Consider the following 14,613-nt stretch of genomic DNA (forward strand, 5'->3'; position numbering starts at 1 on the left):
GGATGGCCCGACAAATACAGTCCCAGCAGTTCACGTTCCAGTTCCAACTGCTGGCTGGCACTGAACCTCGGTACATCAGGATATTCGATATCCCAATTGGGCATTTCCACAAAACCAAACATATCAATTTGCAGGTCATCACGTTCCTTACGCCATTTGACGGCTGCGTCTACGGTTTCATCCAGCATGGCAAGCAGCTGTGCCCGGTGACCTGTCAGCGAGTCAAAGGCCCCTGCCTGAATGAGCGATTCAATAACTCTCTTATTGCACACCCGCAGATCCACACGTCGACAAAAATCGAGCAGGCTGTCAAATGGCCGTTCCTTGCGAACAGCGAGAATACTTTCCATCGCCTGTGTGCCGACATTTTTAATGGCGGCCAATCCGAAGCGGATGTTACCCTCCACTAAGGGAGTGAATAGCACCCCGCTTTCGTTCACATCAGGCGGCAGCACCGCTATATTCATACGGCGGCATTCAACGACATATTCCGCCACTTTCCGATGACTTCCCATCACGGCTGTCAGCATGGAAGCCATGAATTGTACCGGATAGTGGGCCTTGAGGTAAGCCGTCTGAAATGCCAGCACGCCGTAAGCAGCTGCATGGGCACGCGGGAAGCCGTAGTCGGCAAAACGGACAATCATATCATAAACCCTTCCGGCTTCCTCCTCTGTGTAACCCTGCCTGATACTGCCTTCCACAAAATGACCGCGCTCCAAATCCAGCACTTCGCGCTTTTTCTTGGACACGGCGCGGCGCAGCAGATCAGCTTCTCCCAGGGAAAAGCCCGCCATGCGGGAAGCAATCTGCATGATTTGTTCCTGATACACAATAATGCCGTACGTGTCCTTCAAGATCGGTTCAAGATCAGGATGCGGGTACGTAATTTCGATCTGTCCATGCTTGGCCTGTATAAAGTTAGGAATAAAGCCCATGGGGCCCGGGCGATACAAAGCCACTACAGAGATGATATCCTCAAAGACACTTGGCTTCAAATCCTTAAGCACCCGGCGTATCCCGGCCGACTCCAGCTGGAATACACCGCCTGTATCCCCTCTGCCCAGCAAGTCATAGGTATGCGGGTCATTATCAGAGATTCGGTTAAAATCAGGCGTCTCTCCATGCTCTTCCGCAATCCAGCGCATACACCGTTCAATAATGGAGAGCGTACGCAGTCCAAGGAAATCCATTTTGAGCAAACCGATTCGCTCCAGATTTTCCATCGAGTATTGCGTCAGGGGGACCCCCTCGCTCCCCTCCTGAAGTGGAACCGCATCGGTCAATGGAGTCCGCGAAATAACGACACCCGCCGCATGGGTTGAGGCATGACGTGGCATCCCTTCTACTTTGATCGCCATATCCAGCAGCTCACGCGTCTTGGGCTTTGTTTCATACAGCGCCTTCAGCTCCGGAGTAATTTCCAGCGCATGACGGATATTCATTCCGAGCTGTGCCGGAATCAGCTTGGCCGCCTTGTCTACCTCGCCATACGGCACGTTCAGTACACGCCCGACGTCACGGACTGCGGCCCTTGCAGCCAGCGTTCCAAAGGTAATAATTTGCGCCACATGCTCATTTCCGTACTTTTGTACGACATAGTCGATAACCTCGTCGCGTCGTTCGTCACTAAAATCAATATCTATATCCGGCATGCTGATGCGTTCGGGGTTCAAAAACCGTTCAAAGAGCAGGTTGTATTTCATCGGATCGACATTCGTGATGTTCAGCACATAGGCAACCAAGCTGCCTGCTGACGACCCCCGCCCTGGTCCCGTTGCAATCTTATGCTTATGAGCGAAAGCGATAAAATCCCATACGATCAGGAAATAATCGCTGAAGCCCATGCTGTCAATCGTATTCAATTCATAGTTCAGCCGTTGGTCCAGCCTTTCCCGCTCTTCTGGCTGCTCCCATACGGGATCGCCTCCATATCGACGCTCCAGCCCCTGCTCGCACAGACTGCGCAAATAGGAAGAAGAGTTCATGCCTTCCGGCAGCGGGCGATATTCAGGTAAAATGGATTGACCGAATTCCAGTTCCAGCTCGCATTGTTCAGCAATACGCACCGTATTGGCGATGGCTTCGGCCACATGCGGAAACAAACGGGCCATATCCTCCTGGCTTTTCAGATACAGCTGACGTGTCGGTATACGCAAACGTTCCTCGTCGTCAACCGTCTTGCCTGTCCCAATACAGATCAGAACGTCCTGGACGTCCGCATCCGGCTCAGTCAGATAATGCACGTCATTCGTCGCCACCAGTGGGATACCTGATTCCTTTGCCAGCGCAATCAAAAGGGGATTTACACGCTTTTGCTCGGAAAGACCATGATCCTGAAGCTCCAGATAAAAATCATCACCAAAGATGCTCCGGTAGCGTTCTGCCGCCCGCCTTGCCTCGGCTTCCCGGCCATGCAGCAAATGCTGCGGTACTTCACCGCCCAAGCACGCGCTCAGGCATATGATGCCTTCATGATGGGCAGCCAGCGCTTCCATGTCGATACGCGGCTTGTAGTGAAAGCCCTCCAAATGGCCAATGGAGCACAGCTTCATCAGATTTTGATAGCCTGTTTTATTTTTGGCGAGCAAAATTAAATGATATATGGGCTGGTCCTTTCGACTACCGCGCTCCTTGCGCGATCCTGCCGTTATATAGGCCTCACACCCGATAATCGGCTTAATGCCGTTTTCCACACACGCTCTATAAAAAGGAATAGCGCCGTACATGACCCCATGATCTGTAAGGGCAAGCGCCTTCATTCCATAAGCTGAAGCCTGTTTGACCAACTCCGCGGTACGAGCCGCGCCGTCCAGTAGACTATACTCGCTGTGAACATGCAAATGCACAAATGAACTCATGCGCTTCTCTTCCTTTCACCGCTTGTTTTTCTTCAAACTATTTTATCATATCCGCGTTAGTAGCGCCCATACAATAAAAGTACAGACCCGGGCGGACAAGCGCGGACCTGATGCGCACACTCAGGAGGAAAAGAGCATGAGCACTTTTATATCCAAAGCGATACTCGACTTCTTCATCGCCTTCGGCATCGTGCTCGGGGGGGCTATGCTCGGCGGAATGGGAGCTGTGGTATCGCTTCAGCCACCCACCCAGACGATGCTGGAGGTTGCCGGGAGGATTAAAATTTGGGCACTTGCCGCTGCTGTGGGAGGAACGATGGACCCGATCCGGGTCATTGAGAGCAATATGTTGGATGGCAATTTGTCACCTGCCATTAAGCAAATTCTGTATTTGATCTTCGCCTTTTTAGGCGCTCACATGGGTGCAGAGCTGGTCAAATGGGTTTGTGGCAACGGACGGCCGTGAGGTGAAACGACCATGAGAGTCCCCCCCTTTGAGCGTCTACGTCCTTTTATGCAATTATCCTCCGTCTTTGTACTCGGAATGATTACCGGAGGAATGGTCTATAATGCCATCTGGCACGCCAGCTTCAACGAGCTGTGGAAAAACAATCAGGATCTTCAATTCCAGCTCCAGCAAGCTCAGGAGGACAACAAAACACTGCGCAAATATAGTAAACGCCAAACCGTTATCAAAGAAATCAAGCTAACCGCGGAGGAAACGTCGGCTGAAAAAATTGACTCTATTAACCTGAAGGAGCTACTTCGCCGTGTCATTCGAGATTTGGAGGTGCTGCGCGGCAGAGATATGTTCGAGATTGACTCCGACAGCAAGCTGGTACGCATGCTGCTGCATCAAAAAAAATACACCGTTCGTGACAAGGAGTATACAATCCAGGTCAAAACGATGCTTGTAATGGAAGGTGTGCTGCAAATTTGGCTGGAGGCGAAGGAAAAGCTTCCCGAGAGTCACTGAGCCGTTCTTTTCTGTCCCCCCCCCTCGCTCCAATCCATTGGCGTTTATCCGTGTTCAATGGATTGAAGCGTCATTACCGCTTTGCATACCAAATGATTTTCCCGTGATATTGCAATTTCCAGCTTGCAGGTACGACGGCTCATCTCGAGCAGCAACGGACGCAGGACGACTGCATCCTCAATCTGTACTGGTCGGATAAAATAAGTCGTCAAATTATCAAGCACATAATCCTTGCCGCTCATGTCTCTAGCCGCTCGATAACCCGCTTGTGTCATGACGTTGACCAGCACGCCTTCCGAGATCGTACCCAAATTGGTGGCCATCTGCGGAATGATAAAGCCACGAAAAATCAACGATCCGTCCTCATTACGCTCCTCGGCAAACCCGTTCCAAATCAACTGATCGAACGTCTCGCCAAGTTGTGGCTGCTTTTGGGCATTGCGCAGCGCATCCAGCACCTCACGTCGTGTAACAGACCCTAGCAGCTTGCGGTTACGGTCCACAACTGGTAAATAATCCACACCTTCCCATGCCATCATCTGCGCGGCTGAGGCCAGCGAAGTCTGATAGGTGACCGTTACCGGATTACGGATCAGGCATTTGTCCATCGTATGCTCGGGCAGGAGCCCCTCCACATCTTTGCGGCTGACGATGCCTATTAAACGATTCCATTCATCCACGATGGCAAAATGATGATGCCCTGTCGTCTTCGAAAGCTCTTCAAATTCGGTGAGCGTGCTGTTGATTTTCAATGTCAGCGTCTTGGGTTTGCCTGCCGCTATATCTTCAATCAGCATAATTTTCTTTTTGATCAAACGGTCGAATATCGCTCTATTAATCATGGAAGCCACGGTAAAGGTATCGTGGCGCGAGGAAATAATCGGCAGGCTGATCTGGTCGGCCAGCTGCTTGACCTCCCGACTCGTACCAAATCCCCCTGTAATCAGCACGCCTGCTCCTTGCTCCAGTGCAAGAGAATGTGCATCCTCCCGGTTACCTACGATCAGCAAACTGCCTGCGTCAATATAACGGGCCATGGCCTCTTCGCGCATCGCCCCGATGACATATTTATGCAAAGGCTTCTCCAGCCCCTCGCTTCCACCCAGCACATGTCCTTCCACGATATTCACGACATCTGTAAAGGTCAGCTGCTCGGACAAACCGCGTGGACGCTTTTCCACCCGTACCGTTCCAATTCGTTCCTTGGTAATGACAATTCCTAGATTTTCAGCTTCCTTTACGGCCCGATAAGCCGTTCCTTCACTGACGCTCATCTCTTTAGCCAACCTGCGTACGGAAATTTTGGAGCCTATTTTCAACTGCTCGATATGACGCAATAGCTGCTCATGCTTCGTAACTGCTTCATCTAGCCCGTTCAACTCTGTTACACCCCCAACGTTCAATCTGTATCATTCTGTATCTATTATAGCACAAAATCCCTTTATTTTAGACCTTTGTTCATTTCGATATCGTACCTCGGAAATAGCAAAAAGCGATCCCTTTTTTACAAGGGACCGCTTCTTAACTGTGCTTCATGTGTAGCATTGGAGCAAGCTCAGGACAAATCATAGTGAAAGGCTCACAGCATGCTGCCTTTGTCGGTTTTATTATCCCACTTCATTTGCCACTGTTGCATTTTGGCCCGCCGCACACGCTCCAGCGTTTTACGCTTTTCCTCATCTACACCCAGCAAAAAATGCAGGTTCGCGCCGATGACAAGCAACGCAAAAAGTACCCACACGATACCAAAGCCGTTGACCCAGTTCAAACCGCCTGCAAGTGAGATGCGCGGCACCGCAACAAACACCATAGCCAACGCAATCAGTGTGTACAAACCGTGTTTCCATTTTTTAAGAGAACCCAATCGTATCCCTTCCTCTCCCTGTGACTCTATGTATCTAGTCTATGAGAGGACAGGAAGGAATATGAAACAAACTTACATAGAAGAACCGTACAAATGCTGAAGGCTATCTGAAATAATTTTGTTGACGTCCTCAATGATTACGCTCAGGCGGCGCTCGGCGTCGAATAGACGACGGATGTTGAGGTTCAGACTAAGGACCTCGAACAGCTTTTCCATCTTTTCCATCTCTTCCTGTGCCGGCATATCTCCGCTCATCATCCGCTGCTGAACTTCCATTTGGCGCTGACGGAAATCGTCCAGCATTTGTTTGGCTTCCGGATCGGTTTCAATCAGCTTCATCGCTGCCGTAATTTCCTCTACCTCTTTGCTTTCCTTCAATGCTTTTGCTAAATCATGTGCTTTGTCATAGATATTCATGATTGTTCATTCCTCCAGTACAAGTATAGTGTCAACATTTCACATTGTCCGTCAATCACCAAGGGATATATGTCCTCATATGATGAATCAGTGCTATTAAAGCCCATTTACGTTTCCCGTTACTTCAAGACATCAAGTTGCTGCCCGGAAGGAGATCCACGATGTCCATCAAAAAAACAACGATTCAAATCATCGGATCGGGCATCTTGCAGGATGACGTACTCATGGTCGGCGAGTCCTTGCTTCGCAAATGGAAAATATCCGCAGGCCACCCCGTTCAGCTCGCCTTCGGTTCGTTCCGCCAAGAGGTTACCGTCATTTCGGTACCCCGCTACAGCGGCCTACGCGTAGGAAGCGTGCTGGCCCGTAAAATGGGGATTCATTCCAATTGTCAACTGCGAGTAACCTACAGCCGAGGCCGCCGGACACTTCGAGTGGGCCCACTTATCAGCGTGCTGGTCAGCCGGGACTATCCCGAACAGCCTGATAAGCCTTTCGGGTCGATCACCCTGTTCTGCCATGAACTGGTCGGGGAATGTCGTAGACAAGGAGCATATGTGTATTTTTTCACCCCGGAGCATATCGGAAGCCAGCCCGGTCGGGTTCAGGGATGGGTGTACGACGGAAGCTGGAAAAAGACGGTCATGCCCGCCGGCGATGTCGTCAATAACCGGCTTACCTCCCGTAAACTCGAGAACAGAACTAGCGTACAGCATTTCATGAAAGAAGTAAAATCGCAGTACGGTACGACTATTTTCAATGAAAAGTTCTTGGATAAGAATGAAGTGTTTGATGCGCTTAAATCTAATTCTTCCCTGCGCAAGTATTTACCCGAGTCTCACCTGCTGCAAACCTTTGCCGTATTCAAAAAAATGTGTAACCAGCATCCCACTGTTTTTCTTAAACCGGTTCGCGGGAGCCTGGGCAAAGGCATCATGCGCATTAGCAAGCAAACGGACGGTACCTTTTCCGTACTATCCACGACAGCGGGTGCACCCCGAAAGAAAACGTATGCCAATGTCGACAAACTGTACAAAAGCCTGGCAGGAAAAATGAAAACAACACGCTTTCAGCTCCAGCAGGGACTTACCCTGATTGATCACGGTAAGCGTCCGGTAGACTTCCGTGCGCTCGTGCAGAAGAATGCAACCGGGACCTGGACGGTGACATCCATTGTCGCCCGGATTGCCGGAGGTAGCCACTTTGTATCCAATCTGGCGCGTGGCGGCACGCTGAGTACGGTCAAAGAAGCGCTGGCTAAAACGACGCTGCCCGCGGCCATCAAATCGAATGGCCTCCTCTCTCTCAAAACAGCAGCACTGAACATCGCAAGCGGAGTTGAGAAGGCGATTCCCGCCCATTTCGCGGAATTTGGCATTGATCTGGCCATTGACAGCACGGGACACATCTGGCTGCTGGAAGTCAACTCCAAGCCGTCGAAGAATGACAATACACCATTAAATGATCAGAAAACCCGTCCGTCCGTGAAAAAAATGATTGAATACTGCCGTTATTCAGCCGGTTTCAAATGAATCCCTCTCTTTCTGGGTCCGGCTGCCAAAGGAGCTGTTGTCGGTGTCTCTTGTCTTGCCAGGCACGCTGGGCGTGCTCGTTAGCCGAAATCAGGCCGCCATCCCCCCCATTAGCGAAGCCGATTTTTGTCGCAGGCTGAGTGTATTGGGCAGGCGCTCTGGTCTCAGCGTAATGGCGTTTACCGCCGAAGGAGTCTCACCTGAAAAGCATTCCATACGAGGTTATGCTTATCATGACGGAGTGTGGACATCCGGTCGCTTTCCCCTGCCGGATATTGTGTATAACCGCTGTCTCCATGTCCATGAAAGCCAGAATGTCGGACACACATTGGAAGAAATGGCGGAGCTGAAATCGCGCAAGCTCCTCTACTGGTCGCGCAACCTGCCTGGCAAATGGCAGGTGTACCGCGCTCTGCACAAGGTAGATGAAGTGCGTCCCTTTGTGCCGCCTACGGCACCTTACCGGGACACGGCCCAGCTTGTGGAGTGGCTACGACGCCATTCGGGGCTGTTTATGAAGCCTCAGGCCGGAACACACGGCAAGGGGACACTGTATCTCCGCCTGGCGGAAGGAGATCGGGGACTGCTCATACAAGGCAGAAACTCCCGAAACCGACCGTTCCGGCGTTTGTTTTCCGAACTGGATGCAGGCTTGTCATGGATCAACGGAATTACAGACAAACGCGCTTACATCGTGCAGCCTTATTTGAAATTAACGAGTCAAAGCGGCCGGCCCTTTGATATTCGTGCACTCATGCAAAAGGACGGCCACGGCTGTTGGTGCCTGACGGGCTTTGCCGTAAGAGAAGGCAGGAGAGGAACGCTGACCTCCAATCTGCACGGCGGAGGCGAAGCGCATCCGGCAGAGCCTTACCTTCGTAAACAATTTGGCGCGGACAGCACACGTCACATCATCGGACAGATGATGAAGCTGTCCCTGACCATTACCGGGGCGCTGGAGGAACGATACGGTCGCCTTGGCGAGCTGGGGATTGATTATGGTATTGATCGGGACGGGAACATTTGGCTATTGGAGGTTAATTCCCGGCCTGGTCGGGCTTCCTTTTTTCAGATCCGTCAGCCAAAGTGCGCTTTCCGGTCAATCAACCGCCCGCTCGAGTATGCCCGATATTTAATAACCCAATCCAAAACGACGGGGCTACAAGGCGCGGGCGCCTCCCTTGAACACACGGTATAGGAGGATAAACAGATGAGTTTAACGCATTGCAATGTGCATTTCTCACAGCAGCCCGACAAGGTGGCTTATATATCCACTGCCTTGTTGAAAAGCCTTAAATTATCCGGAGCCAAGTCCATTCGTCTGCGGCTCGGTAAGGATCAGATTCCCGCAACAGTGAAACCGATTCAGAAGGCTGGGCGTCATCTATACCTGACCTCCGGCTTGCGTAATGCAATCCGTGTTCCCAAAAGCGGGTCTATCTATTTGCGCAATCTGGACGGTGATATACAGCTGGGTCCGTTGATTGGAGTATTGTCTGACGGTACCAACTCCACCACCCGCCCTTTCGGATCACGCACAGGCTTTATTAAGCAGCTGCTGAAGGAAGGCAGCAAGAAATCTTATATTTTCGTCTTCACCCCGCGGGATATCAACTGGCAAAATGATACGATTAATGGTTATTTCCTCTCATCCAGCGGGGAGTTTACACGTAAAATCGTACCTTTGCCGGATGTGATTTATAATCGTTTGCCGAGTCGTCGCTCTGATTTTTCCCCGGCGATCAATCAGCTGCGCGAGCGGTTTTCCCGCAAACGAATTCCCTTCTTTAACTGGAGCTTTTTCAATAAAACAGATATCTATTATCTGCTGGAAAGTAATCCGGAAGTCAACCGCTATGTCCCTGAATCGTATACGAATCCCAGCTCTGAACGAATCCGAGGCATGCTGGAGCGTCATCAATTTGCTTATTACAAGCCAAGTGGAGGCAGTCTCGGCAAAGGAATCTACCGGCTTTCCCATGTTCCCAAGCAAGGCTATTTTGTGAGGTATCGCAAAAAAAATAGCAACGTATTACTGCGCTTCAACTCTTTTAACTCTATGCTCCGTATGCTTCAATCCAATCAGGGCCAAACGTTAAAAGGCTACGTCATCCAACAGGGAATTCAGCTGATCGAGATTGACAGTTGCCCGATTGATTTCCGGTTTCACATGCACAAGGACGGCAACAACCAATGGGTCGTCGTCGGAATTGGAGCCAAAAAAGCCGGACGTGGCAGTGTCACGACTCATATTAAAAACGGTGGCTCCCTGATGACACCGGAGCAAGCACTGGGCCGGGTATTTGGAGATCGGGCGGGCGAGGTACTTCAACGTGCCAAAAATGTAGCCATTACGCTCGCAGAAGCCATTGAGAACCACCATCAGCATCTACTGGGTGAAATCGGCTTCGATCTGGGTATTGATCAGCAGGAAAAGGTATGGATGTTTGAAGCCAACTCCAAGCCCGGTCGATCCATTTTTCAACATCCATCGTTGCGTGCGGAGGGTAAAGCATCCGTGGAGCATATTTTGGACCACTGTCTTTACCTCAGTAAATTCCGCAGAAAAGAGGAACTATGAATACCCGGGCGGAGCAAAAGCCGGTCGTTGCTGTATTGACCGTGCACGACGATGGGCAATTCTTCAAGGGAAATCAGCGTAACTTTAGGGATATCCTTGAAACGGGAACACGAATGGGCTATCAGGTGTACATCGTTACCGTCAGGGATCTAAAGCTGGGAGCTGAAACGGTCAAAGGCTATATCTTCAACAAAAACTCACAGATTTGGGAGGAACAAAATTTTCCGCTTCCACAGGTCATTTATAATCGCATCCCAAACCGTAATTATGAACTCAAAACCTCTGTCCGCACTAAACTGGAGGAAATTACACAAACCTCTGGGATTGAGCTGTACAATCCGGGCTTTTTTAACAAGTGGGAACTGTTCAAATGGCTTCGCACCTCGGAATCTACACGTCAGTTTGTTCCGGCAACCAAAAGGTTAAGCAACCTGCCTTCCTTGGGGAAGATGCTGTCTGCGTTTCCATACCTGTATCTCAAGCCGGAGAATGGCAAGGCCGGAAAGGGAATTATGATTCTTAAATTCCGGCCGGAGCATCTAATGGCCTACAGGCTAACCATTCAGCACGATAAAAAAAGCGTAACCTACAGATCTGTGTCGCTGTCCCGGCTGTGGGGACGTATTCGTCGGGAAGCAGGTAACTCACCTTATATCATTCAGCAGGGGATTGATCTGGCAACCTATCAGAAAAAGCCCTTCGACCTGCGTATTCTGGTACAAAAAAATGTCCGCGGCTCGTGGAGCATTACCGGGGTCGGCGCCAGGTTGGCAGGTAAAGGGAGCATTACGACGCATGTCCCGCGTGGTGGAAGTGTAGAGGACCCGTTCAAGCTCCTTTCCTCCCTGTTTGGGTCTGACGACAGCACAGATTTGCTGAACAAAATTAAAAGCACGGCCATTCAGATTGCACGTCAAATTGAACGCGCGTCTGGCCTCTCCCACGGCGAAATGTCTATGGATCTGGGAGTAGATACGAATGGTACTCTCTGGTTTTTTGAAGCTAATGCCAAACCGATGAAATTCGACGAGCCGGAAATCCGTCAAAAATCGCTTAGACGCATATTCCAGTACAGCTCCTTTTTGGCTGGACGAATGAAATAATGAATCAAGGAAGTGGAATCATGCCGCAAATTAGTGATGTTCAACAATTGCCCACCCGGAGCTGGCTGCTGAGGCGACGACAGTTGCTGTTTCTGGCCCGCAGTTCAGGCGGCATGCGCATTACTCGCAATGCCCTGCGGCAGTTGGCCGTTCTGACGCCGGAGCAATTGAACAATCCAGGCTCTTCCCTCCTGTGCGCTTATGTGCGCACAGAGAAGGGCCTGCGGATTGCAGGCTTTTCCCTCGTTCTGAATTACGGTAAGGATGCGTGCATCGTGATCGTTCGTCCGCTTTACCGGGGCCGCAGACTGGGTGCTAGACTGCTGTCCGCCCAGCTCAAACAGCTGCACCGCCTTACATGCAGCGTAGCCGCCGACAATATAGCCAGTCTCAAAACCTGTTTTCGCGCAGGACTTGTTGCGCATGAAATGACGACTGGACCGACCGGAAAACCCACGCTGATATTTCGCGGGGAGCTATCCCAAGATGAGCAGACGGCAGAGGAAGGTGGAATGCTGTGCCAAAACCTGTCCTAGGCATCATGACCTTGTATTTGAACAACAAGAAGCAATTGGAGGAGCGCGACATCTATGAGCGCATGATTGCAGAAGGGAAAAGACTTGGACTGGATACGTATGTATTCACTCCAGCAGATGTGCATAAGGATCGCAGGCTGCTTCTTGCCCAAATCTATGATCCACACAGCGGCAGATGGACCCGAAAATGGCGGGAATTCCCGGACATGATTTTCGACCGCTGCCGGGTGCAGCGCAGTGAGCGGTACCTTCAATTGAAGCAGTTTCGATTGCAATATACAGACCTTGTCTATTTGAACCGACCGTTGAGCAATAAATGGGCCATTCATCAGCAGCTTGCAAGGAAGGCTGCCTTTCGCCCCCATCTGCCTTCAACCGAGCTATTCGATGGATTTCATAGTATAAAGCGGATGCTCAAACAGAATTCACTGGTGTATCTCAAGCCGATTAACGGTACGGGGGGCCGTGGTATTTTACGCATTGAGCCTGTTAACAGGCAAGGGGGCCTGTATCTGATTGAGGGCCGCAATCACAAGCGTCATATTATTCCCCAGCAACGGGTGCGTCTGGACCGTCTCGAGCCGCGTTTAAGCAGATGGAACATGGATAACTACATCGTTCAGGAAGGCATTCCTGTACAGCTGCCGAATGGCAGGGTCCATGATTATCGCATGCTGGTACAGAAAAACAGCCAAGGGGTATGGGAAGTCACTGGATGCGCCGGACGAATCGGGGCACATCGAAGTGTTACTTCCAACCTCCATGGTGGAGGCAGAGCAGTACCAATGAAACAACTGCTGTCGCAATGGATTCAGGATGAAGACCATAGAGAGAAAATCATCAAGCAGGGGGAAAAGCTTGGACTGGATATTGCTGCTTATCTAGAGGAAAGCTACGGGGCATTGTGTGAGCTTGCGCTTGATTTGGCAATCAACAAGGACGGTCATATTTACGTGCTGGAGGTCAATCCCAAGCCAGCTCGCGAGGTATTTTCACGTATTGGTGAAAAAGAGACCTATCGCCGTTCCATCGCCAAGCCTATGGAATACGCCTTGTGGGTCTACAATACACAGATTAATCCACCGCCCCAGACGGATCAAAAAACAGAAGATAAAACCGAAAATAAAACAGAGAATAAGGCAAAGGAAGGCTCCGCGTAAAGTGGTTGCCTTCCTTTCTTTATTATCTGCCCGACCTCGCTTGCATGTGTTGTGTCTTATATATATGACGCGTCAGGCGTATCTAGAAGCAGTAATCTGTGAACCAGTAATCTCTGGTGCATCATTACTCAGCATTTTTATAAAGCGTAAGCAGCTGCGTGAAATCCGTAATAATCGCATCCGAACCCTTCAACTCGTCGTTTACGCCAAATCCGGCATAAGCGCAGCCGATAACCGTCTGTCCGTTCTTTTTACCCGCTTCCACATCAGAGGAACGGTCACCAACCATCCATACGTTCGAAATATCATGCTTGCTCAACAGAATTTCCAGTAAATTCACTTTGGAAAGCGTACTGTATTCCCCGGCGCTGTACAATCCTTCAAAAATGGGAACCATTTCATAAGCGGCGGCGATTCCCTTTACATAATCCTCCAGCCCGTTACTTGCTACAAACAATCGGACGCCCTGCTCATGAAGGGCCTGGAGTGTTTCTTTTACATGTGGATACAGCGCATGACTTCCGTTCTTCAATCCCTCTAGCTCCAGTTGAAGCAGCAACTCGTCCGCTCTTCTGTGGGCTGCCTCACTGGCCTCTGGCATTACTCTTCTCCAGATTTCATCCAGCAGCATGCCCAAACTATTCAAAATAAGCTCCTCGGGAGGAGTCTCTCCTTCATAAAGCCCTTCGGCGCGCAGCGTATCAAACAGCTTGTGGTACGCAGGAAGCAGCAGCGTCTCCGTTTGAAAAAGTGTACCATCCATATCAAATACCATAGCCTCAGGTTTCTTCAACACAGGTGCATTGTTCATGTAGTTATCAGTCATTCCTTTCCTATGTAGGTTTACAACTTCACCCCCTCTCATGATAAGCAATAAGAGAGGCTTGTGTAAACCTCATTGCGCATACCGTTAGCTCTTATGTTTTTTTAAAACAGTCCTAAAACAATGCAAACCACCCCACATACTCGTGTGTAAAGCATCAGGTGGAAGCTTGAGATCAGCACCGCTCCAATACGAAAATCCCGCCTGCTCTATCCACTGCTCCATCGCCGCAAGGTCAACCGTAGGGTAATCAAACGTCAACAAAAGCATCCCGTCATCCCGTAAAGTTCGATGAAATTCACGCAAGGCTACCAACGATTCATCAGGTGCTAAATGCTCCAGCACCGAAATACATACAATTTTATCAAAACTGGCATTCTCATAGGGCAGAGCCGTCAGATTGGCATGTGCGGACTGGAGGCGAACCGGTAAAATTTCCTGAATACGCTCGGCGGCCTCCTCTCCGATATCCCGCCGTACCTCGGCCAAAATGGCATCCACGGAAATAATCCGTATATCCAGATCGCAAGCATAAACCTGAGTGCAGCGCCGAGCCAGCTCAAATTTGAATGGATGCGGGATACCACATGCAGCGTCCAGCACCGTATCCTGCCCAGACATAAATTGCAGACACCATTCATACTCATAGGGACGGCTCCACCAGGTTTGGGGTAGCCTATAGATTAGGCTGGAGGAGTTAGGATCAGAATATACAAAAAAACGGGAGAAATACGGATCAGCAGTGTTCATGGATCAGCCT

Annotated in this window: 14 protein-coding genes; 8 read left to right on the plus strand and 6 right to left on the minus strand. The window is 50.3% G+C overall.

What is annotated here, in order from left to right:
- The coding region (locus L693_RS0113110; protein WP_025717644.1) for a DNA polymerase III subunit alpha at window positions 1–2,861 on the minus strand (2,861 nt) is incomplete at its 3' end.
- A gap of 136 nt (window positions 2,862–2,997) precedes the next feature.
- On the opposite strand from L693_RS0113110, the gene L693_RS0113120 reads away from it, so the two are divergent.
- Together L693_RS0113120 and L693_RS0113125 are read left to right on the plus strand one after the other, a co-directional pair.
- The gene (locus L693_RS0113120) at window positions 2,998–3,327 is read left to right on the plus strand and encodes a YtrH family sporulation protein (RefSeq protein ID WP_013309582.1); all 330 of its coding nucleotides are present in this window, start codon (window positions 2,998–3,000) and stop codon (window positions 3,325–3,327) included.
- Between the two features lie 12 nt (window positions 3,328–3,339).
- The gene (locus L693_RS0113125; protein WP_025717645.1) at window positions 3,340–3,837 is read left to right on the plus strand and encodes a hypothetical protein; all 498 of its coding nucleotides are present in this window, start codon (window positions 3,340–3,342) and stop codon (window positions 3,835–3,837) included.
- Between the two features lie 44 nt (window positions 3,838–3,881).
- Here L693_RS0113125 and L693_RS0113130 read toward each other — a convergent pair whose 3' ends face one another.
- The 3 genes from L693_RS0113130 to L693_RS0113140 form a co-directional block, all read right to left on the minus strand.
- Window positions 3,882–5,216 (minus strand): DRTGG domain-containing protein, encoded by a 1,335-nt coding sequence (locus tag L693_RS0113130; RefSeq protein ID WP_025717646.1) that lies wholly within the window; start codon window positions 5,214–5,216, stop codon window positions 3,882–3,884.
- 200 nt (window positions 5,217–5,416) lie between these two features.
- A complete protein-coding gene (locus tag L693_RS0113135; RefSeq protein ID WP_025717647.1) occupies window positions 5,417–5,701 on the minus strand; it encodes a hypothetical protein in 285 nt (94 codons plus the stop codon).
- 72 nt (window positions 5,702–5,773) lie between these two features.
- Window positions 5,774–6,118: a YlbF family regulator gene (locus L693_RS0113140; RefSeq protein ID WP_025717648.1), complete on the minus strand. Its 345-nt coding sequence runs from the start codon at window positions 6,116–6,118 to the stop codon at window positions 5,774–5,776.
- 161 nt (window positions 6,119–6,279) lie between these two features.
- Between L693_RS0113140 and L693_RS0113145 the strand changes: the two genes are divergently transcribed.
- From L693_RS0113145 to L693_RS0113170, 6 genes are read left to right on the plus strand one after another with little or no spacing between them, the layout of a single operon-like run.
- The gene (locus tag L693_RS0113145; protein ID WP_025717649.1) at window positions 6,280–7,650 is read left to right on the plus strand and encodes a YheC/YheD family endospore coat-associated protein; all 1,371 of its coding nucleotides are present in this window, start codon (window positions 6,280–6,282) and stop codon (window positions 7,648–7,650) included.
- Window positions 7,651–7,693: 43 nt separating this feature from the next.
- Window positions 7,694–8,848 carry a YheC/YheD family endospore coat-associated protein gene (locus L693_RS0113150; protein WP_025717650.1) on the plus strand — a complete coding sequence of 385 codons (1,155 nt, stop codon included), beginning with the start codon at window positions 7,694–7,696 and terminating at the stop codon, window positions 8,846–8,848.
- A gap of 12 nt (window positions 8,849–8,860) precedes the next feature.
- Entirely contained in the window at window positions 8,861–10,231 is a 1,371-nt protein-coding gene (locus tag L693_RS0113155) for a YheC/YheD family endospore coat-associated protein (RefSeq protein ID WP_025717651.1), read from the plus strand.
- The gene (locus L693_RS0113160) at window positions 10,228–11,334 is read left to right on the plus strand and encodes a YheC/YheD family endospore coat-associated protein (protein ID WP_025717652.1); all 1,107 of its coding nucleotides are present in this window, start codon (window positions 10,228–10,230) and stop codon (window positions 11,332–11,334) included. The genes L693_RS0113155 and L693_RS0113160 overlap by 4 nt, the downstream gene beginning before the upstream one ends.
- Before the next feature lie 20 nt (window positions 11,335–11,354).
- Window positions 11,355–11,870 (plus strand): GNAT family N-acetyltransferase, encoded by a 516-nt coding sequence (locus tag L693_RS0113165; RefSeq protein WP_025717653.1) that lies wholly within the window; start codon window positions 11,355–11,357, stop codon window positions 11,868–11,870.
- Window positions 11,852–13,030, plus strand: coding sequence for a YheC/YheD family endospore coat-associated protein (locus L693_RS0113170; RefSeq protein ID WP_025717654.1), 1,179 nt, complete (start codon window positions 11,852–11,854; stop codon window positions 13,028–13,030). Before L693_RS0113165 ends, L693_RS0113170 begins: the two co-directional genes overlap by 19 nt.
- A 124-nt stretch (window positions 13,031–13,154) precedes the next feature.
- Here L693_RS0113170 and L693_RS0113175 read toward each other — a convergent pair whose 3' ends face one another.
- Both L693_RS0113175 and L693_RS0113180 read right to left on the minus strand, forming a co-directional pair.
- Window positions 13,155–13,856: an HAD family hydrolase gene (locus L693_RS0113175; RefSeq protein WP_025717655.1), complete on the minus strand. Its 702-nt coding sequence runs from the start codon at window positions 13,854–13,856 to the stop codon at window positions 13,155–13,157.
- An 84-nt stretch (window positions 13,857–13,940) separates the two neighbouring features.
- Window positions 13,941–14,603: a class I SAM-dependent methyltransferase gene (locus L693_RS0113180; protein ID WP_025717656.1), complete on the minus strand. Its 663-nt coding sequence runs from the start codon at window positions 14,601–14,603 to the stop codon at window positions 13,941–13,943.
- Window positions 14,604–14,613 lie beyond the last annotated feature (10 nt).

This window comes from Paenibacillus sp. 1-18 (genome assembly GCF_000520755.1).
Taxonomy (GTDB): domain Bacteria; phylum Bacillota; class Bacilli; order Paenibacillales; family Paenibacillaceae; genus Paenibacillus; species Paenibacillus brasilensis.